This is a genomic window from Enterobacter cloacae complex sp. IR5459, from assembly GCF_049238005.1.
In the GTDB taxonomy this organism is placed as follows: domain Bacteria; phylum Pseudomonadota; class Gammaproteobacteria; order Enterobacterales; family Enterobacteriaceae; genus Enterobacter; species Enterobacter hormaechei_C.
Window position 1 is genome coordinate 21,654 of record NZ_JBMKIG010000005.1, and the last position, 22,917, is coordinate 44,570.

The 22,917-nt window shown below is 47.8% G+C and carries 22 protein-coding genes and 2 pseudogenes; all 24 read right to left on the reverse strand.

Going from position 1 to position 22,917, the window contains the following annotated elements; all coding sequences use genetic code 11:
* Nucleotides 1-83: 83 nt before the first annotated feature.
* Nucleotides 84-1,214: a methyl-accepting chemotaxis protein gene (locus tag ACOTX4_RS11850; RefSeq protein ID WP_022651306.1), complete on the reverse strand. Its 1,131-nt coding sequence runs from the start codon at nt 1,212-1,214 to the stop codon at nt 84-86.
* 316 nt (nt 1,215-1,530) lie between these two features.
* Entirely contained in the window at nt 1,531-2,019 is a 489-nt protein-coding gene (locus ACOTX4_RS11855; RefSeq protein ID WP_045333092.1) for a hypothetical protein, read from the reverse strand.
* Between the two features lie 28 nt (nt 2,020-2,047).
* Complete coding sequence (locus tag ACOTX4_RS11860) at nt 2,048-3,364, reverse strand: VasL domain-containing protein (protein ID WP_045333093.1); 1,317 nt, start codon at nt 3,362-3,364, stop codon at nt 2,048-2,050.
* A 23-nt stretch (nt 3,365-3,387) separates the two neighbouring features.
* Nucleotides 3,388-3,843, reverse strand: a complete 456-nt coding sequence (tssE, locus tag ACOTX4_RS11865) for a type VI secretion system baseplate subunit TssE (protein ID WP_045333094.1) — start codon at nt 3,841-3,843, stop codon at nt 3,388-3,390.
* A complete protein-coding gene (gene tssJ, locus ACOTX4_RS11870) occupies nt 3,843-4,388 on the reverse strand; it encodes a type VI secretion system lipoprotein TssJ (protein WP_045333095.1) in 546 nt (181 codons plus the stop codon). The genes tssE and tssJ overlap by 1 nt, the downstream gene beginning before the upstream one ends.
* Nucleotides 4,366-5,451, reverse strand: a complete 1,086-nt coding sequence (tssG, locus tag ACOTX4_RS11875) for a type VI secretion system baseplate subunit TssG (RefSeq protein ID WP_045333096.1) — start codon at nt 5,449-5,451, stop codon at nt 4,366-4,368. The genes tssJ and tssG overlap by 23 nt, the downstream gene beginning before the upstream one ends.
* Nucleotides 5,415-7,169 (reverse strand): type VI secretion system baseplate subunit TssF, encoded by a 1,755-nt coding sequence (gene tssF, locus ACOTX4_RS11880; RefSeq protein ID WP_045333097.1) that lies wholly within the window; start codon nt 7,167-7,169, stop codon nt 5,415-5,417. The genes tssG and tssF overlap by 37 nt, the downstream gene beginning before the upstream one ends.
* A gap of 85 nt (nt 7,170-7,254) precedes the next feature.
* Nucleotides 7,255-7,506: a hypothetical protein gene (locus tag ACOTX4_RS11885; RefSeq protein ID WP_063937615.1), complete on the reverse strand. Its 252-nt coding sequence runs from the start codon at nt 7,504-7,506 to the stop codon at nt 7,255-7,257.
* A gap of 116 nt (nt 7,507-7,622) precedes the next feature.
* Complete coding sequence (locus ACOTX4_RS11890; RefSeq protein WP_421635384.1) at nt 7,623-7,937, reverse strand: hypothetical protein; 315 nt, start codon at nt 7,935-7,937, stop codon at nt 7,623-7,625.
* Between the two features lie 122 nt (nt 7,938-8,059).
* Nucleotides 8,060-8,293, reverse strand: a complete 234-nt coding sequence (locus ACOTX4_RS11895) for a hypothetical protein (RefSeq protein WP_045333099.1) — start codon at nt 8,291-8,293, stop codon at nt 8,060-8,062.
* Between the two features lie 27 nt (nt 8,294-8,320).
* The gene (locus tag ACOTX4_RS11900) at nt 8,321-8,440 is read right to left on the reverse strand and encodes a polymorphic toxin type 44 domain-containing protein (protein WP_080336089.1); all 120 of its coding nucleotides are present in this window, start codon (nt 8,438-8,440) and stop codon (nt 8,321-8,323) included.
* A gap of 262 nt (nt 8,441-8,702) precedes the next feature.
* Nucleotides 8,703-9,173, reverse strand: coding sequence for a hypothetical protein (locus ACOTX4_RS11905; protein ID WP_045333100.1), 471 nt, complete (start codon nt 9,171-9,173; stop codon nt 8,703-8,705).
* 2 nt (nt 9,174-9,175) lie between these two features.
* Nucleotides 9,176-10,276 (reverse strand): polymorphic toxin type 44 domain-containing protein, encoded by a 1,101-nt coding sequence (locus ACOTX4_RS11910; RefSeq protein ID WP_045333101.1) that lies wholly within the window; start codon nt 10,274-10,276, stop codon nt 9,176-9,178.
* A gap of 32 nt (nt 10,277-10,308) precedes the next feature.
* Nucleotides 10,309-10,476, reverse strand: a pseudogene (locus tag ACOTX4_RS11915) (type VI secretion system protein TssA); the annotation flags it as partial.
* A gap of 84 nt (nt 10,477-10,560) precedes the next feature.
* Nucleotides 10,561-11,052, reverse strand: a complete 492-nt coding sequence (locus ACOTX4_RS11920) for a hypothetical protein (protein WP_045333102.1) — start codon at nt 11,050-11,052, stop codon at nt 10,561-10,563.
* Nucleotides 11,049-12,329: a PAAR domain-containing protein gene (locus ACOTX4_RS11925; RefSeq protein WP_063937617.1), complete on the reverse strand. Its 1,281-nt coding sequence runs from the start codon at nt 12,327-12,329 to the stop codon at nt 11,049-11,051. The genes ACOTX4_RS11920 and ACOTX4_RS11925 overlap by 4 nt, the downstream gene beginning before the upstream one ends.
* Before the next feature lie 32 nt (nt 12,330-12,361).
* Nucleotides 12,362-13,963, reverse strand: coding sequence for a type VI secretion system protein TssA (gene tssA, locus ACOTX4_RS11930; RefSeq protein ID WP_045333104.1), 1,602 nt, complete (start codon nt 13,961-13,963; stop codon nt 12,362-12,364).
* Nucleotides 13,963-17,430 (reverse strand): ImcF-related family protein, encoded by a 3,468-nt coding sequence (locus tag ACOTX4_RS11935; RefSeq protein WP_045333105.1) that lies wholly within the window; start codon nt 17,428-17,430, stop codon nt 13,963-13,965. Before ACOTX4_RS11935 ends, tssA begins: the two co-directional genes overlap by 1 nt.
* Nucleotides 17,427-18,635 carry a hypothetical protein gene (locus ACOTX4_RS11940; protein ID WP_045333106.1) on the reverse strand — a complete coding sequence of 403 codons (1,209 nt, stop codon included), beginning with the start codon at nt 18,633-18,635 and terminating at the stop codon, nt 17,427-17,429. The genes ACOTX4_RS11935 and ACOTX4_RS11940 overlap by 4 nt, the downstream gene beginning before the upstream one ends.
* A 654-nt stretch (nt 18,636-19,289) precedes the next feature.
* Nucleotides 19,290-19,832, reverse strand: a complete 543-nt coding sequence (locus ACOTX4_RS11945) for a M949_RS01915 family surface polysaccharide biosynthesis protein (protein ID WP_063937619.1) — start codon at nt 19,830-19,832, stop codon at nt 19,290-19,292.
* The gene (locus ACOTX4_RS11950; RefSeq protein ID WP_421635385.1) at nt 19,829-20,779 is read right to left on the reverse strand and encodes a TIGR02594 family protein; all 951 of its coding nucleotides are present in this window, start codon (nt 20,777-20,779) and stop codon (nt 19,829-19,831) included. The genes ACOTX4_RS11945 and ACOTX4_RS11950 overlap by 4 nt, the downstream gene beginning before the upstream one ends.
* A gap of 46 nt (nt 20,780-20,825) precedes the next feature.
* Entirely contained in the window at nt 20,826-21,143 is a 318-nt protein-coding gene (locus ACOTX4_RS11955) for a hypothetical protein (protein ID WP_421635386.1), read from the reverse strand.
* A 286-nt stretch (nt 21,144-21,429) separates the two neighbouring features.
* Nucleotides 21,430-21,666: pseudogene (locus ACOTX4_RS11960) on the reverse strand (hypothetical protein); the annotation flags it as partial.
* A gap of 619 nt (nt 21,667-22,285) precedes the next feature.
* Nucleotides 22,286-22,915, reverse strand: coding sequence for a hypothetical protein (locus tag ACOTX4_RS11965; RefSeq protein ID WP_228463670.1), 630 nt, complete (start codon nt 22,913-22,915; stop codon nt 22,286-22,288).
* Nucleotides 22,916-22,917: the final 2 nt, after the last annotated feature.

Consider the following 22,917-nt stretch of genomic DNA (forward strand, 5'->3'; position numbering starts at 1 on the left):
CCACCGTTTTATCTCTTTCGGTGTCAGTCTAGCTTTCGCCGAGGGTTAAGCAATAATTATGTGAGGCATCGTCCTGAATACGCTCAGGAATTCACCGCCCATTCGCGGCTTCTTAACGCATTGTCAGCCTGGAGCTCATTTTCCAGACGGAAATTACGTGTTCGTGTCTGGAGCTCAATCACCTGATTGCGCAGCACATCTGACGATCCATTGAGTTCTTCAACCATCGACACGTTGCTCTGCGTTACGCGTTCAAGCTCAGACAATGCCTGCGTAATTTGTGAAATACCTTTTTCCTGTTCTGATGTTGAGGCGGATATTTCATCCATCAGTCTGCTCACATTGCCCGAACCGGTAACAATATCATGCATATTTTTTTCGGCTTCAGAGACCACGTTAACGCCCTGTGTCACGTTATGGCTGGTAACTTCAATCAATGACTTAATATTTTTTGCCGCTTCGGCGCTACGATGCGCAAGGCTTCTCACTTCGCCCGCGACCACAGAAAACCCTTTACCATGGTCGCCCGCTCTTGCCGCTTCAACGGCGGCGTTAAGCGCCAGAATATTGGTCTGAAAAGCGATACCGTCAATCAGCGAGATAATCTCTGTCATTTGCTGGGCGCAGTCGGTAATCGACTGCATATTGTTCGCGACCTGCCCCATTAACTCTCCGCCTTTACGCGCCTGCAACGTCGCGAGATTCGCCTGTTCGCTGGCTAAACGGGTATTGTCGGCATTATTTTTTGTACTTGCAGCCATCTCTTCCATGCTGGCTGCCGTTTGCACCAGCGAAGCTGACTGCTGTTCTGTTTTGACGGAAAGCTGCGCGCTGCGTGAAGAGAGTTGATCTGACAGGGTCATCGCGGTTTGCGAGGAGGCGCGGATCTCACGGACCAGCGTTGCAATGTTGCTGGAGAGACTATTAATCCCCGGGATCAGACGTCCCGCACAGTTGTTGCCAAATTCAGGTATCGACACGCCAAGTTTGCCTGACGTCACTTCTTCAATACTTTTTTTCACAGTATTGATCGGCGTCACAAGATATTTTGTCATGTACGCCCAGAGTAAAAATAATGCGATGAATTGTACAATTATGACTGCAATAAAAAGCGAAGAATTCCGTGAAAATAGCGCTATAACTCCATCACTTACCAAAAATACACATAAAAGGAAATAGACAATGAACGTTCTGACACTAATATTTCTTAGCATACGTTTTCCTGGGGCATTATATTTTGGTTGGCATTAAGGGTTATAGCATTGTCATACGAATTTGTCCTCACGTTCGTCGCTGGTTTGTTGTTTTGCAGTTTGATTTGTGCAGTTTTACTTAAGGCGGATAAAAAGCATGTGTTACGGTAAATATCTGGCTTGTCGTTTGGTTACTGATACTCCTTCAATAACGGTAATTATATATTTAAGGAGAGATACTGTAGAGTGCCGATGTTTAGTGGTGCTTAATAAGTTAACGTAGTTAATATATATTAACTACGTTATTGCACGCCCCTTCCGTTAGGGTGGCTGACGTTCAGGCCAGACAGTCGATAGACTGGAAAAAACAGTCCTCAGTCATGAGAATATTCTCTTTTGCACTTTGATGCCCGCGACGAATATACCAGCCTGTTTCAGGCGCCATGCTTAAATGGAATATCCTCGCCCCCGACAGACTATCGGGGACATTAATACTCATCGTCACACACCCCTTCTCCGGCCCCCTGATCACCTGTTCTGGCATAATGGTGACGCTGCGATCTCCATTTTGCAAAATGATCGTCGTAATGGCATAACGACATATACCGCTACTGAGGCTGTAGCCAACCGTACTTAAATCGGTGATATGTTTTTTAGATAAAAATATTTCAATACCAGAACCTTCAAACCATGTAATGATTTGCTGTGCAAGATCCTCCATCCGCTCACAAAACGCCCTGACTTCGGCCTCAGCCGTATTAACATAGATCGGTTTGTCCCCGATGCTCTGCTGCACTTTCTTAAAAAAACGCTCTCTTGCTGACATGTCAACTCCGTGTTTTTCGCCAGTCTCATTATTCTTTTTGGTGCTTCAGCAGGGCATAGCTGGCAATCAACTGCTGAAGATGCTGTTCGGTCTGGTTTAGCTGCGCTGCTGACAGGGGTTGCCCGGCAGGTAAAATGGAAAGCAGACGAAGCTGCTCCTCAAGCGGAACGGTATGGCTGAAGGACTGCGACATGGCAAACACGGCTGATTTCAGTTCGCTGACCGTCATGTACTTCCCCTTCTGTTCATCCAGCGCGTTTAGCCTGTTCGTCAACTGCTGTAACTGCGTCATCCCCTGATGCCAGCCATTCAGATCTGACTCTGCAAGTCCGGCAACGCTAATCTGCTTGTGCCACCGCTGCGCCAGGGGTTTGGCCTCTTCAGGCCACAGCGTCAGCGCCTGCTGCACCAGACGGTCGCCGTAGCTTACTGCCCAGTCTGGTTTCAGGTGTAAAAGCTGCGCTAACAACTGCTGTGTCTTGCTGATCCCCGGTTCAGGTGGCGGTGACGTTTGTTGCAGCGCCTGCAACTGTGCTGTAGAGAGTCCTTCAGGTAAAGGAGTCAGGGATGCGGCCAGCTGGGTTTGTACTGAATCTGGCGCATGCATCGTCTGCCATCCCACTGCGACAATGCTGGCTGCCACCAGCATGAACAATATACCCGCAGCAAATGGCTTCCACTGCTTCACGGGTACAGGAGGCTCTTTATTCGGCAACGGCTCGGGCTGAACCACATAAACCCATTTACAACGCTCTGTCGGTTCTGTGAGGTGGAGTTCCGCGGCCCCTACCGCGTTACCCGGCAGACTTACGCCCGTATTTTCGCTGTTTTCCAGACGCACTGCTGCGTTCTGCATCATCGTGCGCAGAGCATCAAGCTGAGCAGCATGCTTAAGTTCGAGGCGCTGCAACATGTCACTCAGCGCGTTCAGATTCTCCTCAGCCTGATAAAGTTGTCCTAAATCGGCATACGTCAACGTCAGCGTTCGCACCACCTGTTGCAGGCGTTTGCTCAGTGCGCTGAGGATTTCAACTCGCGCATGAACAGGCTGTGGCCAGAGGCTACCCCACTGGCGGACGACCAGGGCAGCCAGTAGCGCCAGCCCTTCATTCATGCCGTAGAGTCCGGCGAGATGCGTGCGGGCGAGCGTATACCAGGCAGCCGTTTGTAGCTCCACACCGTTATGCTCGAACAGTGACAGACAGAGCGTTTCCGCATGTTGCCAGTTAACATCCGGGCGTGCCGGATGGGTGAGCTTGTTCATTTCGTCGCGCAAGGCAGCGTAATCCGCAAGCGTGCGCGGATCCCCGCCGGTTTTAAGTTGGCGTTCAGAATTTATTGTCATAACTGTTTTAACCTGAGTAATAACTAGATGGCGGCTCGTGCATCGAGGTATTGCTGTTGTTTCAGATGACGGATTAATACCGTGCCCTCGGGCATAAATTCCGTGCCGTAGCGCACCAGCCCGACCCCCTTCAGCTCCGCATCAATGGCGTAGCGGAGTTCACCGGGCTGAATCTGTTCCTGCATCACCACGTTAATCCGGCTCAGGCGCGGCTCGTATTTCAGCAACACGGCCGACAGTATGGTAATCAACTGGTGGGCGGTCCCGGGCATTCCCTGGAGGATTTTTGTCATATCCGGCAGGCCGTAGTCCGGCAAGTGAGCCAGCGTACCGGCGCGGCAGTTGAGGATGCGCTGCATGTTATCGAGTACTGATAAAATCACCTGATTCTGTTCGCTGACCTGGCTGAGGCTCAGGCCTCCTGAGAAATTACCGCTCAGCATTTCATAAAGCGATGGCGTGTTGTGTCCCTTTGGCATCAGTCATCCTTCAATGGCTGTAACGTCAGGTGGTTATTCCCGGCCTCCAGAATGCGCGGCTTATCCGGATCGAGATCTTCACGTTTTAGAACCTGCTTCCAGGTATTGTTGACCAGGTCTGGGTGACGAAACAGGCCGACTACCGCGACAAACTGCGTTTCTTCTTCCATTGGCATATCAAGATTTGTATCACCGCCCGGTTTTACGACCACATCGCGGGTCGCCATCAGGTCGGTTTTCAGAATAGTTTCGCCATCGTTCAGTAGTTGCTGGTAAACCGTTTTATCGAAGATTTTACGGTCTTTCAGCTGATAGACACGGACTACCACCGGCTCGGAGAGTGAGTTACTTTCGCGGGAATCGGTGTTTAGCGCTTCACGCGCCGTGAAATCCAGGTGCAGCATCTTAATTTTTTTGTAGAACACGGCGTTAAATGCCGATTTGGTGCCATCGGTGATACCCTGCGTCATCCCGCACCCCGTCAGGCTGAACGCCAGCAGTGCAGGCAACCAGCCTGCGGATTTAATCAAACTTGTACGTAACACGTCGGTTTCCTTGTTGTGGTATTGCCGGCTTCAGACCAGTGTAATAGCCCAGTTCCGTCGTAAAGGTCGGTGGGATATCGTCTTTAAGTTCCCCCTCATCAGCACCCAGCACGCCGTTCATCCCGAGCCAGAAAGGGCCTTCGCCAAGCGGCGGAACGGCCAGCAGTCGGGTCCGTGTGGTCAGGGTGATCTTTGCTTTAAAACGCCAGCCGAGCCAGACACGAAGCATCACCAGAAAGTCCTGATACAGCAGACCGTCCGGCTTCCAGCCCTGTGCCTCCTGTTTATTATCCGTTGTAAGCGCAACCAGCAGTTGGCTACCCGCATCCATCGCTTCGTCACCCAGTGGCGTGTTGCCGTCCAGCAGAAAATCGTCATCACCGTAAAAGCCCAGCGGCTGACCCATTTCCACCGGCCGCAGGCAGTATGGACTGACCTTCACGGTGGTATCCGGGGCCAGCAACGTCACCAGCGCCTGCATTCCCTCCTGAGTTTTGCCCGGTTGCTGTAGAACACCCAGCAGAGCCAGAAAACGGGATACCGGTGTGGCGATGTGGTCTGCTGTGCCGGGAATACCCAATCCCACCAGGCCCAGCAGTGACTGCGAGATGCTGTCCGTACCACCGGGTTCAAAGGTGGCCGGATAAGAGTATTTACGCCAGATACGGTAAAACTGCGTCAGAATGCGATGGCTGAAAATATCCAGAAAACCCTGTAGTGCGTCATGCCCTTCCCGACGCTGAGCGATGTCATCGAGATACGCCATCGGCAGGGGTGAGTCGACACCGTACATTCCCATAAAGGTCGTGCGGATAAGTGGTGACCGGCTGTCATCATCCTCATCATACTCCACGGCCTTCAGCTCACTGGCCGGAAATCCCATCCCCGGATGCGGGGCAAAGCGTACCGGGTCATCGCCCGGGTGACTGGTCGAGCCCATCAGCGGCCTGCCCGGGTTACGCTTCTCCAGCAACTGGCATAAACGGTAAAAGTTAATACGATGCAGGTCGGCTTCCAGCCGTGGGCTCAGCCGGGAATGCGGCGGTTGTGCTTCTCTTCCCATTCCAGGCGTTCTCCGGTCGGTTGCAGAATGATAATCAGGCGGTTAAACAAATAGATGTCAGTGTATAGCGCAAAGAATCGGCTCATCATCTCGCCAAATAAGCAGATGTCGCCGCGTCCGGCAAAGCCATTGCTGTCCAGCGTGACTTCAATCTGCACGCCACGGACCAGGTAGCCCTGTTCAAAGCGCTCCGTTTCACTGTGCTTCACCTCGAGGATGGCTTCCAGACGGCGACGGTTCATCTCGCTGTCGGTCCATTCATACAGCGCCAGGGTACCGCGCAGCACGTCGGCATTATCCATCATCGACAGAAATCCGCTGCCAAGGTGACTCAGTACGCGCCAGTGAAAACGGTCCTGCGCAGGTGGGTAACAAGGCAGCGTCGGCGCACACAGGTTGCGCACGGCAATGCTGACCGAAGTGGTTTTCATCACCGTATCAAGCACGGTGCTTTGCAGCGCACGTCGTGGCAGTTGACCATTGGTGCCGGTGAGCGTCAGCGACAGGCTTTCGTCTTCCGGGACGGTATGATTATCAAATGCTTCGCCGCCAAGGATGAGCCAGGTGTTATGCAGGCCGGACGGACCGCGGCGCACGCGGGTGTGGTAGTAATATTCCGGTGCTTCATGACGCATCATTCCTCCCTTATGACGGAAGCTCGAAAACGGCACGTAGGTATGCTGGCTCGATGACATCACCGAATCCACGGTATATATCTCGGTATGGCCATCCTGCACGCGCATCGGGCGCAGCATGTATTCGGTTTGCAGAGAATTGAGCGTCAGCGGATCGGATTCCAGCGGGAACAGATTAATGACCGGCACACAATTCAGGCGCAGGTGCTTTTCGGTAAAGCTGAAGTCATGCTCCCAGCGTTCCGCCAGCACCACGTCGATTTCAAACCACGGGATCTCAGCCGGAAAGACCACGCTGTCAAGCCCGCGCAGCCCCGTAAACATGAATTTTTCGCGAAAGGTGAAGTACTCCAGCAGCAACTGGTAACCGCTGAAACTACTGTCCCCCTTCGGCCACAGTCTGTCATCATCACCAAATCCCAGTGCGGTGAAATACCCGTCCATCGGCCTTCTGTCCGCGTCACCCGGCATGCGTAGCCACAGGCGCGCAGTATTCATGGTAAAGGCTTCATGCATGGCGCAGGCCAGCGGCGCGTCAGCGTTGAAATAGAACGGGATCTGGCTGAGATCGACACGGCTCCAGTCAGCAAGATGGCTACAACTGAAGCGCAGGCTGATGACAGAGCGCCCGTCAGGATCAGTCGACAGGCGGGCATGATCCAACGCCAGTGGCTGAAGGGTTATCTCTTTAGTTGTAGTGTAGCGACAACGCGTGCCTTTTTCACCGATCGGCCGCGAATTGACCTCGAAACCTCTGGCAATACGCATCGGTTCTTTCATCTCACGCCAGACAGGAGTGAACTCCACCACCGACATCGAGGGAATGGTGCGCAGGTAATGCGGCCACAGCAGACTGACCAGCCCTTCGGTCAGTTCAGGCAGGTCGTCGTCAAGCTTCTCGCGAAGACGCCCCATGAGGAAGGCAAAGCCCTCGAACAGGCGTTCCACGTACGGGTCGCGCGCGCCCGCTTTATCGAGATTGAGCATAGCCGCCTGCTCGGGGTGAGCACGGGCAAATTCTTCGCCGGCTTCCAGCAGATAGCGCATTTCAGCGTCGTAGTAACGTAGGGTTAAATCATCCATAGATAACCAATATGATTGAGTGTTTGATTGTATTCAGGGATAAAGCGAAGCCATGACAATCTGCAACTTATTGAGAGGGCACCAACTAATTTTTCCTGCTTAATCGCTTAAAAACCAGAAGAAAGACGGTATAGATAACAACAAAAGTAATATTCAATGCACCATAGAATAACCAGGCCATGGAGTAGGTTTCGTCAACCAGATAATCCAGCTGCGTTCCGACTAACGCGGGTTCATACGTATATTTGATATCCATAAATGAAAGAGAGAGAATTGTTGTACTGACCAGTAAAAATAAAGCTACAGGTGCACAAACAAGCAACAGACGCTTAATCATTCTCAACTCCCCGGGGTTGTTTTTCAGGATTATCAGTGATTTAGTACTTTATTTCGTGATTTCAAACGCAATCTCATACAACCTGTTTCTCCTTTGCATCTTTGCCAATTAATGATTTATTTTTCTGGCGATGTATTTATTTTATTAAAACATAGAATGTTCTTCAGTGGTTTAATCGTTTCCCTCTCTTGTCCAATATACACATTGTATGAACAATAACCAACATTTTTGGTAATATCAAAAATCGCCCCGCCGCTCAAATTAGTTAATGAATCCGTCTGGCTATTGGTCTTCCACCCAAGGTATAACCGACCATTGTTTAAATTAACATCCTGCCATGAAAGGATGATTTTCTCAATTTCATCGTTGTTTATCACAATAGGCCTCATGGAACTCTCAGCCTGTTCAATATCAGGTTCAATATTTTTCACTCCTGTGCTTTTATATAAATAAATAACACCGCCTGATTTATTATATATACTTACGGAAGGTTTTAGATGATAAGTGAACATCCAAAATAAACTCAACACAAAAAGAATAATAACAGTATTTTTTATAATTGAAACTCCGCAGGCATATTTATGTGCTTGGGATTCTTTTCATTCCAGCACCAATGGTCGGTTCTGGATTCGGAAAAACCTTTCGTTGATGTATTTACGAGCGCATCAAGAATATGCTGAGAAGTAAGCTTTTCGGCATACTTACCAAAACGATGGTATAACTTAAAACCAATCTTCATACTTGTAATATCATCTAGGGTATCATCACCCATTGCGCCCGGGGTCATATTTTACTTCCATATAGAGCCTTTCAATTATAGCTCCTCAGAAAACCCAACAATTAGCCCAATATATCCATAATGGATATTTGACCAGACATCAAGGTAAAAATCATACTCTTTATATTTATAATAAAAACTTTCTGACATTTGCATTATTTAAATCAAGATCATGCCATGAAAGGATGATTTGCTCATGCTCATCGTTACTTATCACAACAGGTCTCATTGAAATCTCAGCCTGCTCAGGTTGAGCGAGGGCAAAAATCTTCGCCAGCTTCCAGCAGGTAGCGCATTTCAGTATGCGTAATAACGCAGAGTTAGATTATCTATATATTTATACAGATTTTTTATTATTTATTAAACCCTGGACATTTTGACTTTCCATATTCATTTCCAATGAAAAATAGGTTGTGGGTCAATATTTGTACTTGAATGCTTTTATTTTTTTAAAACACAAATTTCCAGGATCATCCTCTAGAATCTCATTATTGAATCCATCGTTTATTTTAATCGACACAGAACACGCACCTGCTGTTGAGGAAAGAATGAAATTCTGACTTCCACCACCAACTGAATTATATTCGTATTGGCCACCGATCCTCCAACCAATATCGATTGCTGCATCTCTTCTAATCAGAGATATAAATGAAGCAGTAAATTCGCTTTTCTCTCCTGGAGCTATGACGTCAGGTTTTGACCTTACAATTCGCTCAACTTCTTCAGGCTCGGGGTCGACGCCGTAGATGCTCTCACCAGCATATATGAAAAGAGGTTTGTTAGTATTATTTGTAATAGTAACGAAAGGTCGCACCGGGAATATGTGAACAATTAGCACCAACAGTCCCGAAAAGAATACAATGTAACCCAGAATTATTTTCTTTTTCATAATCATTTCTCAATCTTATCTGGATTATCTGTATTCCAGCACCAGTGTTTTTCTTTTGAGTGCGGTAGTAGCACATTAGGTGTTTGCTCAAGCGCGTCAAGTATATTAATCACAGTCAAACTGTCTGCATATTTCCCGTGTTGATGGAATAGAGCAAAACCGATCTTCATGCTCGTAACGTCGTCCACCGTATCGTCACCAATCGCTCCAGGTGTCATGTTTTGTTCCCAGGTAGAACCCTTTAAGAGCAATGATTCTGAAAAACCGACACTAAGGCCAACGTAGCCATAATGTATGTTTGACCAAACATCATAAAAGTAATCATGCTGTTTGAACTTGTGGTAATAAGACCTTGACGGTTTCCCTTTTCTGGGTAATGGTCGCGCAACTGCAACCGACGAAAATCTATCGCGAATCTTCGGTTTGTGATCCCAGGTAGAACCCGTTTTCACGGTCTGATACCAGACAGCCATTGCAGCAGGCAAATCCGGTTTTGGAAATGTGCGCAACTTTGCATAAAAAGGGAGTTTATTCCACTCGGCACGCCTTTGTTTTAAAGTATCCTCGTCGATTAAATATCTGATTGTTTCTGCAGTCTGGCTTCTGACATTTGTCTTAATTTCTTTGAGTATGTAGTCTGCAACCTTTATCGCGCCATCAGTATGCTGACAATGCGGTTGATTCTTAAGATTCGACGACTGCCCGGCAGTCGTTACTGGTGGAGTAGTTGCCGGTGAAGTAGCTGTAGATGTAGATGTGGCTGTAGGTGTGGCTGTAGGTGTGGCTGCCGTTGCCCCCCCTGCAGAATTAGCACTCCCTCCACTCTTCTCGTACGTATCCTCCAGCATCGACGGAATAAACTTTGCCCTGCAGGGACATGAGCTGAAGCTGTCGAGAGTCCCGGCCATTCGCCTGCCATGAATGATATCGTTGTCGATGCCTCCGGCTACCTTGTAAATCCCCGGAAATTTACCGCAGGTCACGCCGTCCTGTTCCCGGGCAACAGGTTTACCAAACAGAGTGTGATCTTCTGCACCCGTGATAATTCTCCCGCCACAGGTCGTTTTGTCGCCCTGCACCAGATAAAAGCCTTTTGCTGGCATGCGTTTTTCCTTTTCGCTGAATTCAGTCCTGGTTACCCGCAAAGCACCGCATTGCCTGCCGGGTCAAGCGCAATCAGGCCCGCCAGAAGCTGGTTCATCTCTGGCTGTCACCGCGGTTTATCGGTTTCACTACGAGCGGCTTTCATGCGCAGCATCCTGAGGCAGCGCGATTTCACTTCAAACAACAATGCTGGCGTCCACTATGAACAATAGTTTATTAATATTATCTGTGATGCCTGACCAGTAAAAATGAAGCTACAGGCGCAAAAAAAAGCAACAGATACTTAATTATTCTCAACGTCCTGTGACTGGCTGAATGTAGTGGGAGCATAACTGCTCGATCCTTTTCCGGCGAGCCTACTTCCTCCACATACTGATGGTGGGAGTACGTATTCGGTGGCCATTTCCGGCATCCATCCATCAGGGCGGCCGACGCACTTCACATAGCCTTTACTCTCAAGAATCGAAGTATACGCAAAGGAAAAGATGACAGAACTTATGATAAAAACACCAACCAGACCTATAAATACTCTGTTTGTTTTTTTGCATTTGATAATTGCCTGCTCTTCTCCGTGCCTCATTGCCAAATACCAGTATATGCATGGGAAGAGAAGAATTATCGGAATCATTAGCAGAGCGGAAACAATCGGTGAAAACACTATATCATTTCCAAATTCAAATAGCTCACTAAATGCATCATTTGCAAACCACAGAGAACCTAATGATGAAACACACCAAATAATAATATTTACAAAAAACCTGCGTTTCGCACTCATAAGTCAATTACCTGCGGAGCCAGAACGCCAATAAATTTTTTAATATATTGCTTTATTTCGGATTCTATTACTTGCCGCCCTTTTCTGAGCTTTCCATCTATATACATGGCTCCCAAATCAAGTAAATCATTTGAGATTTCCCTGGATCTTTCAACAAACTCTTGCTGTGCGGATTCGATGTAAGGTGCCATGAACTCAACCAGACTATCCGTAATATGATATTTCCTGTCCAGAGTGTTTAACACCCAAGCTAAACCAGCTCCAAAAACAAGAACAACAGCGATATTCAGGACTATATACGCAGACATTGTATATAATCCAACAGCATAAAGCGCTGCTGAAGTAATTCCTACTTTGACGATATCGGTAGCAAGCGAGCCCAGGAACTTTGCGAGTGTTGTTTCATCATTCAATATAAAATCAATTGTATCTATAACCGACACATATATAAAACCGAGAATCGCACCTTGAATGATGGATTTCTTTAATCCAAACTTCCCTATTCCAGCCTCGATGATTTTGGGGTTCATCTCTGCGAAGACAGGGGCATTGAGCGTTTTCCTGATTGCGGCATAACCACTAATTTTTATCAGGCGTGTTCCTTTGTGGTTAATAAACACCGTTGCGGTTATACCGATGCTTCCCAGTTTGTAAATCATCGCTGAAGCACTGGCTGCATCATCGATATTCGTTGCATATGTTTTGACAGTATTACCAACGGGATTTGTCACGGCATCTTTCCATGTTTTTTTTACAAAATCCCAGCCGTCAATAATCCGTTGACATTCCTCCAGCGTCAGTAAGAGGAAATCATGTCTGTTAGCTCTGAGCATCCCTCGAACGTTGTCATCCGGTACGGTATGAGTGTTGATTAACACAGGATATCCCGGCGCTAACATTGTATCAGTCTGTGAGCCAGCCAGAAACGCCTGAGAAACCGCATTCGCCAGGGATGTCTTTCCAGATTCTTCTGCTGCTGAAATTGCTCCGGCTGAACTCTTTTCGTACGTATCATCCCACATCGAGGGAATAAACTTTGCCTTACAGGGACATGAACTGTAGCTGTCGAGAGTGCCGGCCATTCGCCTGCCGTGAATGATATCGTTGTCGATGCCTCCGGCTACCTTGTAAATCCCCGGAAATTTACCGCAGGTCACGCCGTCCTGTTCCCGGGCAACCGGTTTACCAAACAGAGTGTGATCTTCTGCGCCAGTGATAATTCTTCCGCCGCAGGTCGTTTTGTCGCCCTGCAACAGATAAAAGCCTTTTGCTGGCATACATTTTTCCTTTTCGCTGAATTCAGTCCTGGTTATCCGCAAAGCACCGCACTGCCCGCCGGGTCAAGCGCAATCAGACCAGCCAGAAGCTGGTCCATCTCTGGCTGAAGCCGTGACTTATCGGTTTCACTGCGGGCAGCTTTCATGCGCAGCAGCCTGAGGCGCCGCGATTTCACTTCAAACAACAGCGCTGGCGTCCACTGAGTGAGGGTGATGGCCTGTGCCGCACCGTCAAGCTCACCCAGCAGATGCAGCGCCAGTTCATTCCTGCCTTTCTGCTCCGCCACACGGGCCATCAGCAGGCGCAGCAGCCATTTGTCTTTCGTTGAGTCCGTACCCGGGCGCGTCTGCAGCCAGTGGAGTGTGGCATCCAGACCATCCGTGTCCGCTTTCTCCAGCGCTTCCGGCTCGAGGGCCAGAATATCGTTGTCCGTCTCACTGACAGCAGTGACCGGCTCATCCCGCCAGCCGGACATCTCGTCCAGCACGTTCTGGTGTATCCAGTTCAGCGTGACCTCATCAGCAAAGGGTGTGCCGTCATTGAAGGCCAGCGTTTCAAGTCCGGGAAGGCGCCGCAGCAGCCCTTTCAGGTCAGCGGTAATGATATCGGCCAGCACATCCTGGCCTGATTTAATCAGGGCCTGATGGATGTACCACTGCAAATCCAGCCAGAGATGATTGGCGCCACGCGAGAAAGTGCTGTCCGCTTGCTCCAGTATCTCCAGCCAGCTCTGTTGCAAATACAGCCGTTTGAGCATTGCCCGCTGGTCAGCCCGCGGCGGTTCGATGCGCGTTTTCCCTTCGGCATCCGGTGCCGGGATCGCTATCAGCGTGTCGTGACGCAGACTTTTCATCAGCCGGTGTGCGGCAAGCCAGCCATCAGGTTGCTCACGCAAATATCCCGTCAGGGTTCGGGCCTGAGCCAGCAAATCCTGACCGGACGTGATGCGGCTCAGCACTGGCGCGTCCTGTTCTGCCGTTTGAGATGCTGTATGCGCGCGTGTCTGACTGCTGGCGTTCTGGGGTATTACCGCATCCACGCCACCGGCTTTCATCAGGCGGGATCCCAGCGCGCTGTACAGAGCATTCAGATCTGGACGTGACGCTTCCGGCTCAGTTTCAAGACTGTCACGGATGAGCAGCAACGCACCGGTCGTACGCTGGGCATCGTCGCGTACCACTTCTGGCCAGAGCAACAGGCTGTCAAGTAGACGAGAGCCTGCGAGCCACTCCAGCGCCGGTTTACGGCTTCGCTCGCGCTGAGGGTGGAGCTGTGTTCCATACTGGGTTAGTAATCCCGCCAGTAACTCAAGCCCTTCAGCAAACCCGGTTTCACCGTCCTGGTGCAAGCGCGCCCAACAATAGTAAGTAGCAACCCGGACATCTTTGGCCACAGTGATCAGCACCTTTTCAGCCAGCTGGCAAATCAGCCCGGTATCAATGCCGGAAAGTTTATTGACCTCCTCCCGGATACGCTGGAAATCATCGTCATAACCCGGGTCTTCTCCTGTAGGATTGATCTCACTGATAGGAGTAAGCCAGCTCTGCCAGCTTTCCATACGTGACTGCGCCTGCTGTCGCAGCAAGGTTTCATCCGCCTGGCAGGCAACAACCAGATTCTGCAAAGCGTCCATTATTCGACTCCGTCCATGTCACTGTTATCTGTGTTGGTCATCAGCGCCTGCGCCATAGCCGCGCTGTCGACGCTGAATATTTGATCTGGCAGCGTAAAACCCCGGAGTGCCAGTAACGCCAGCGGCCCACTGCCCAGTTGTGAACGCAGTACCCACTGTAGGGTACGACCATCCGGGGCGGTAAAACTCATCATCCACTGACTGCGGTCAAGCTGCTCTCTCTTACTTTCATCCAGCCAGCGAATAAAGCCCCAGGTTCCGCTGTAATCACCAAACAGACGTGCACCCGCATTGACGGTAGTCCATGTCAGCATGGTTCCGGGCTTGTAGGTGTCACCAGGCCAGCGGAAGCTCTGCCAGTCTGCCATCTGGTTGAAGTAGTGCAGCTTTTGTCCATCAATAGTCAGTTGCGTTTCTACCACCTGCGGTACCGGACGCGCCTGTAGCTCAAAGCTGATGCCCTGACTGCCGTCGGTAAATAAGATATCCGATAGCTGGCTGAGCTGATTAATCGCCCGCAGGAAGGCTGGATTAAAGCTCAGCCCCTGGCTATTAACCTTATCCGGCACCCACTGGCTGCCCTCCTTATGCAGCACACCGCCGAGTTCCGTGGTCAGGAAGCGCTCAATGCGTCCGCTGTCCTTACGCACAAACTCAGCCAGCATTGGCAGAGAGGAATCACTCTTGCTGATAGCGAATGGGAAACGTCCGTCAAATGCCGTATGCCAGTTCGCCACCACGGAGCGACTCCATTTGTCATTCAGGCTCGCTGCCAATGGCTGAAGCACAGTTTCCCAGGCCTGGGTCAGTGGTTGAACAAACATGGTGCTGCCAAAACCACTCCACTCTTCGCCCAGGCTTGCAGCAATCAGGCTGCCGTACTGCTGGGTGTCGGTCAGGTCCACGCTTTTACCCTGGAATACGGTCTGCGCCAGGCTCTGCATCATTTCCTGAGGGTCAGAGGCGCTGGCGACCTGTTGCAGACGCAGACGCACACGGGTGATACGGGTAAGATACGTTTGCAGACTCAGTGAATTGTCAGCCGACATAACGTTGCTGCCTTTGTTTTTACCCATAAGTGTCAGCAACGGTCCAAAGGTTTCATCCAGTGGGCCCTGCGGGCCTGAGGCTGACTGGTCAATTACCGGTTTGTCTTTCCCGCCTACCAGGTCTTTAGCCGATTTGATGATGGAGTCCGACAGGCCTTCACTCTTCTGGCCGGTCTGCCCCTGCCAGGCGAGGGTGTTCATCAGGGCAATCAGCGGTGACTGGCGAACATCACTCATCAGCGTCAGCTGGTCGGTGACGTCTGCAATATTGTTTGCCGGATTAAGTTGCAGGCTGTTGAGGAAGCTCAGCCAGCTACCGGCAAAGTCGGTGAAGTAGCGTTCCGTCAGACGTGCTTTCAGTGCTTCCGGCGACAGGTCTGAGGAGACGGCTTTCCGGCTGTCGCTCAGCACCCAGTCAATTTCATCGCGGCGGGAGTTTGCCGCTTTCTCAATGGCCTGCTGAATACCACCCTCCCAGGCCTGACGGGTGAACATGCCCGGCACCACCTCATCGGTGGTAAACAGGCGACGGGCATCGGTACCGCCGGTCATGTCCTCCAGAGACACATCGGCGAAGTTACGACGCACGGATTTGAGCATGTTCTCGTAAAGCGTACTTTCCGCGTTGCGCCGTCCAATTTGCTGCAACAGCACCTGGCGGCTCTGGCTGGCCAGTTGCGCATCCGGTGTGGTTTTCCACTGTGGCTGCGCTGGCAGTTCGGTGATGTAGAAAGCCCATAAATCCGGTGACAGGCTTTGCCACAGGCCAGCTGAGATGCCTAAACGCGTCGGCTGCACGGTTTTCATGGTTTGCGCGTAGAATGCACCATCAGCTTTATCCGGACGGGACATCATCAGCCAGGCTTTCAGCTGATCATAACCCGGTTTCGCCATCTGTGTCCGCTGGTCGCTGTTGGGTGCCGAATTGACCAGCGCAATGAGCTTCTGCTTAAGCGCTTCATTTGCCGGGTCACGTATCAGACGGTTGTTCGCCACCCCGTACCAGGGCAGCATTGCGTCAAGCACCTGCTGATCATGGTCCAGACCAAAGCGCTGATACCATGGCGCGCCGTCCTGAATATGGTGCAGCAGGCGACCGGCATCATTACGCAGAGCATGCAGGGCCGTCAGTTGGTAATCCGATACAGAAGGGTGCTCCACCAGAGCATGAGCCTGCTGTGCAACAGAAACTATTTGTGACCGGTTGACCGCAAACGACAGCAGCGTCCCTGCCCCCCAGACACTGATGATGGCCATCAGTGCCCAAGCCAGCGCTCGTTCCCACGGCATACCGACACGACGGCCACGTACGCGGGTGCAGTCGTCGACAATACCCTGCCAGGTTGCTGGCAGAGTCAGGGCATGACGCTGTGATCCATAATTCTCAGCGTCGGCTGTTCCCGCTGACATTTCGGCAGGTTTCTTCTCCGACAGGCTGAACATCAGACCACGCAGCGGGACGCGCTGCTGAGAAACAAAGAGCCATGGCTGCAACTGCTGAGCCCAGCGGGCAATAGCACCGTCGTTCAGGTGCTGGCTCAGGCGCAGCAGGAAGTCGTGGCTGCTGTTTTCCGCGACCTGACTCATCCCCTGCGCCCGCAGGGCTGGCAGCATCAGTTCCAGCTGGCGGATTACATCGTCTTCTTTTGCGCGTGGTGGAAAGCTTGCACCTACCACCTGCTCAGGACGCGTACCCTGCGACCAGTGACTGCTGCACAGTTGCCACAGCCAGACCGGAGCGGAATAACGCAGCAGTTCGCTGATTTTTTCCAGGCCGCGTAAATCGCTGTCGCTGATATGTGGGGTAAGATTAAGCGACTCAGGCAGTACACGGATAATCCCGTCCAGCGGGCGCCCGCGGCGTAGTTTACGCAGCGCTATGTATTTTTCGCGGTCAGGCTCCGATGCCAGGCTGCCGCCATAAATCAGCACGGTGCGGTTGCCTTCGAGCCACTGCTGCTGTTGCAGGCCGGGTACCAGTTGCTCGATCGCGGCTTCATCGCCGGTGATTAACAGCAGACGTGTTTTGCTACGCCAGTAAAAACTAATACGGGAGCGGAGATGCGCCCGAATCCTGTCACACATGACCACCGCAGGGTGAACAGGGGCGTTATCATTTTCCCGCTTCCTTTTTTCATCATCACCACTGGTATCGTCGACAAGCGCATTAAACTCCTGCTTACCGGCATTACGAACTGCCGCCAGGAGCAACATGGATAGGATAAGGGTGCAGCCTGAAATACATCCGCCAGCGATAAGCCAGTAAATTTGCTGCTGACTACCGTCTTGAATCCCGGCAATATCCGGATGCTTCCAGATCATGAACGTCATAACGGCTAACAACAAAAAGAAAAGCAATGCGACAGCAAGATAGCGGCCTTCCGTAGTCTTTGGTGCAATAGCAAAAGGTAGCTTCACGGATCCATCTCCTGTCGGGAAGCAATCGGGGTAATGAGCGTGCTCCACAGCACATTCTTTGTGGTATCGCCACAGATAATCATCTGTGGTGACTGTGTTTGTTGGGCGATTTCAGTGGCGGCAGCGATGGCAAGCCAGGGGGCTGCGGCACCGGCACGTCCCATAGACCTGTCGAGTGAAATGACGGAGTCGTCCGCTACAGACTGCGCAGGATGTACATTCTGACACGTGATCACTTCTGCGTGCTGCTCACCCGTCAGTCCGGCAAGCCATAAATTTTTAACGATATGTCCTTTGAGCGGGACGTTCCAGGCGGCCATGTTCATCCCCTCGCTCAATTCACCAGGAGAGGAAGCATCTGGCCGGTGCAGCAGCGCGAGAGGTTCGAGTGCCTCCTGTGTCAGGCGATTGCCGAGAAGCAGTGCAACAGCGGCTTCTGCGGTATTGTTTGAGTCAACCGGGTCAATCTGGAGGCCAACGATCAATAACATCGTTTCATCTTTAATGCGGTAATCCAGCCAGTGGCTAACTACTCCCGGCCCATTGCTGTCCACATACTCAACCGCGCAGGTTATTCCACTTTCCTTCCAGGCTTCCTGCCAAATTTCCTGAACCGCAGGGAATGACAAAGTTGACGAGATATCAAGGATGACAGCCAGTGAGGCATTTTCCGGGAACTGGCCAACTGGCAGATCCGCAATGAGTTCAGAAAACAGACGTGAGACAACCAGCTCAGGAGTCTCTCCCGGCTCTGTCGTAATACGGCTCAGCCTCTTGCCTTTTTCGCCTTTCCAGTCCGACTGAGAAATAATAATGCTGTGATTCTTGAGCATCTCAACAGCGACAGAACCCTGTTTGTCTTCCTTATGGGCAGTTATAAATGTCATATTCAGTATCTGAAGCGCGCGGCGTGCTTTACGGGTCTCACTTAAGATCCAGCGTTCCCGATGCCGGTCAAAACTATTCGCTTTACTGTCCTGTAATGACCAGTGCCACATACGAAAACCGAAACTTATAATCCAAACAACAACGGGCGTACCAATAGCGACCAACCAGAAGTGGTTGTTATCGATGTATCGCCCGAATATCCGCATGAGGATCACACTGATGACCAGCATTGCCGCCAGGACAGCAAACCAGCGGGATGTTTTTGGCGGAACTGGTCGTGGATAACATTCAGGAAGATGTTTAAGGGAATACCGCATTCACACACTCATGATTCAAAATTTCTAAGCATTAGCTAAAAGGGAAAAATGTTTGGCTCTCTCGGGATATCTGTCAAAGATCATTTCATATTTTTTATGGCCTCTGTTTTTAATTTCAATTAGCGTTACCTCCCCGTTTGAATCATATGAAATGCGCTTACCCTCCTCAATATAATTACCTTGTATGTCAATGTAATTTGTTTATATTCTGAGGCGGCCAATTTCAGGGCCTGATGTATAATACCCACGGCAATGCATTGTTTTTTTGAGTACATACTTCGGAATTCACATAAAGCGGCCCATGTTTTTCGAAGATATAAAATATAGTCATTTCATTATGAAAAAAGAAAAACCTGTTCTCTCTGTTGGGTATGTAGTTGTAAGCAAGATACGCTTTATTATCTTTATCTGCATTCAATTTACCTGGTCTTTTTCCGTAAGCATAATCGGAAGCATATACATTACCGATTTTTTATGTCTCTAGCTACTACCTTTGTAGTTGAATGAAACATTATTGATATATTGGATATTATTATCATCCCCACGATAAGAAATGCAAGAACATGAGTGGGATTTTGTCATTAATTTTTTACCTTTCCCATTCAAAAATAATTCTGGTACACTGAATTTATTTAATGTCTAATCAAAATATGTTTACTCCAGAACAACTGTTGATGCTTTACACCAATTGTTGAGCATGTATTTATGCAAAAGAATATTATTTTTTAAATTAGTATCTGGTAATGGTCTAATATTATTATCAATTACCCCATCAGGCGTAATCATCCGTTCTTCTCCTCGAAGAGAATGCTTAATACCATTTTCATAAGCAAAATATTTTACAGCAACTGGATCAAGGCCGCCTACACAACCTATGGTATAAGCAAACAATACTGTATCTAATGAGTCATTAATTTTCTTAACCTCGAATGAGCCCTTAATCAAGACCATATTTATATCAAGCGGACATTTATTTACAAAATCGACAAGACTCCATATTTTTTTGTTTTTCACATACTCCGAAGCGGTTATTGTTGAATTTTTAATATCCCCAAGATTTTCTTCTTGAATATCAATCCTCACCTTATGGACACCATCAATCCTAACAAACTCCTTAGTAAAAGAAGATGCAAAACTACTCATAACAGGCAAAGTCACCAGAAATAATGCTAGTTTTATCTTGTTTGTTAGAATCATCTTGTGCTCTCGTGTCCAGTTGTTTTAGAATGAATACCAATCATTTCATTCAGTTCATTTACATCAAAGATGTCTAATTCTTTTTGTGCATTTGACTCATAGTATCCTTTATATGCCACTGGTAAAAAAAATCTAAAATCTTTAAAAAGTGAAAATTTTATTGTGTCACCCTGATTACCGCCCAAACAAATTAATTCTCCAGACTTCGATTGACCATATACAAAGGTTGCATGCTTTCCTGATGATGCGGCACATCCATAGATAGGTTTTTTGATTTCAAAAAAGTTATTGCTATCTTTAAAAAACCAAATAGCACAATATGGATCTGGCACTGTTTTATGATATCCACTTTCTTGAAAACAATAATTTACAAAAGACGAACACCAAGCATTTGATGTCCCAACTAGATTTTTTATCCATTTATGACCTATTAATGCATGATAATTGCTGGTAATAGAGTCTTCTTTAGTTCCATGCCATTTGTTTGCCTCACTCAGTGCAATATTCATCCACGGAGCTTCTCTCTGGTCGTGAAGGAGTATAGCTATTGGTTTTCCAGAATTTTTTCCCCCAATCGATTCCAGCGTTTTTTTATTCACTGATTTTGATGCTGGAGGGCTAACTGCTGGTTTTTCTGTTTCGCCAACAGCATTACTACCACTTTTGCTTATGGAAAATGATTGCCCTGGGTAAATTTTATTAGGATCGGATATGTTGTTCTGTCGTGCGATTTCGTCTAAACTAACATCGTATTTATCCGCGATCTCCGCAAGAGTATCACCCGGTGAAACGATATACATTGAAGGGTCACTAGTATTGACACCATAAATCGTCAAGTGCTGACCGGGGAAGATCTTACTTACATCTTTTATATTATTATTTTTAGCAATTTCATCAGTACTTGTCTTATAACGTTCGGCAATTTTCGAGAGGGAGTCTCCTGACATGACTATGTACTCTATCGTTTTTCGCTGTCGACCAAGAGGTCGAGATTCAGCTGGCTCTTGCTTTTTTGGTACTAATTACTCTCTCCCCACCGGAAACATGCAAGGAATATTGCCCATACTTATTAAAACCAATTCTGCCAGAAGATTGAGTGCAATATTTATTCAGTAATTTAATGTATTCCTCTTTTGCCTGAAAACCCGTATCTTCGCTTAAATTTTGCGTAGCAAATTGATTCCACGCCTCATAGTCACTAATAAAATCAATGACTGTTTGTTGAGGAGTAAGTTTTGCATTTGATCTCATTGCAAAAGCTGAGAAGATCATTAACACAAATAATATAATTAACAACTTAAGAAATTTCATTTTCATTACGTAATAGCATAATAATCGGATTCTTGTTCTGTAGAATCGTTAGGCACATACCAGGAATACTTAAACGGAGGCCATCTGACATCCTCAAATGTCATTCTTCCAATTAATCCATTTATCCCTTGACGATTTTGTTTGCTGATAGTTCCAGACAAATTCATTGTTGCACTAGCCCTCCAGAATGCTGATTTTCTAAGCCATCATCTTCACTAGTTTTTACAATCAAAGGTGATTTTTCACAACTATTACCAATTTTCACTTCCTTATATTGATACTTATTTCACTTAAGAGCGTCAATTGGCATAGCGCATGATTTCGGAGTGTTACCATCATAAAACGTGTTAATTAAATTGTCACCATCAATCCGAATATTAACAAAGTCATCGCCGCATCCAGGCTTTATCTCTTTGAATTTTCTCTCAGGTGGAGAAAAGATAAATAATCTATAAATTTTATACGTACCCATTCCTTCATCTAAATGCCATACACTGAAGTCTTTATAACCATCACGATTATAATCTTCGAGTGTAACATGATTTTTTTCTCAGATGAAACATCTATTTCTTCTGTGCTAATAATCTTACCATGATTTAAAATCGACATTAACAACGAATCATTATTTTTCAGCAAAACCTTCGCAGAAATACCTTCTGCAAAGTTAACATCTAAAAGTTTATTATCACAACCTAATGCAGTATTTGTAAAAATGTAAAAAAGAAAAATAATATACCTCATTATAACACCTTAGGATTTTGTTAAGTCCACAACAATGCGAGATTTTCCAGTAAGGCTTACAGTAACAGTTGCTTAACGCCGGGTAAAACTATTCGCTTTACTGTCCTGTAATGGCCAGGGCCATATGCGAAAACCGAAACTTACAATCCACACAACGACAGGTGTGCCAATAGCAAGCAACCAGAAGTGTCTGGTATCGATGTAGCGTCAGAATATACGCATAAGGGTCACGCTAATAACCAACATTGCCGCCAGAACGACAAACCAGCGGGATGTTTTTGGTGAAACTGGTCGTGGATAACATTCAGGAGGATGTTTCAGTGAGTACGACATTCATACTTCATACTTCATAATTTATAATTTATAATTTATAATTTATAATTTATAAATATTAACTAAGGTTAGTTATCATCAAATGAAATACTCTCAAGCAGTTTCAACGCATCTTTAGAGAGCTCTTCATTTTTATCATCAGGGGAATTAATGCCAGAGCCACATAGAGCATTATTTTTATGTATCAAACAGAAATAAATGCTCTCACCTAGAGTTCCATCTATGAGTTTCGCCATACTGTTAACAGCCATAAAACCAGATGCATTTTTACTTTTTACCTGCACTAGGGATAGATGATTTATCTTTCCATTTTTTACATAAGCTGTATCTGGTATTAGTTTCCATATCTTATTCTTATAATCATAAACAATTTTATTATCAGTACTACTAACACTAATTCCTTTAGTGTTTACTTGCTGTGTATCATATCCCGCTTCAAATGCCTCACCAGAATATAAACAACTCCACTCTGATATTGGCGATTTTTTTTTAAAGTACTCATCCTCTGACAATGTAGGGAATTTGTAATCCCTGAAATGCACATTACATGCATCAAAACTGGATGACGAAGAGATTTCTGCGTTAGAATCTGAAGTCAATGCTCTGGTTACTGAAGTATTTTCAACTTTAGCTTCAGGAGCAGAGGCCATAGCGAAGGAACTAATACTGAGAAAAACCACTATATATAACAATTTCATAT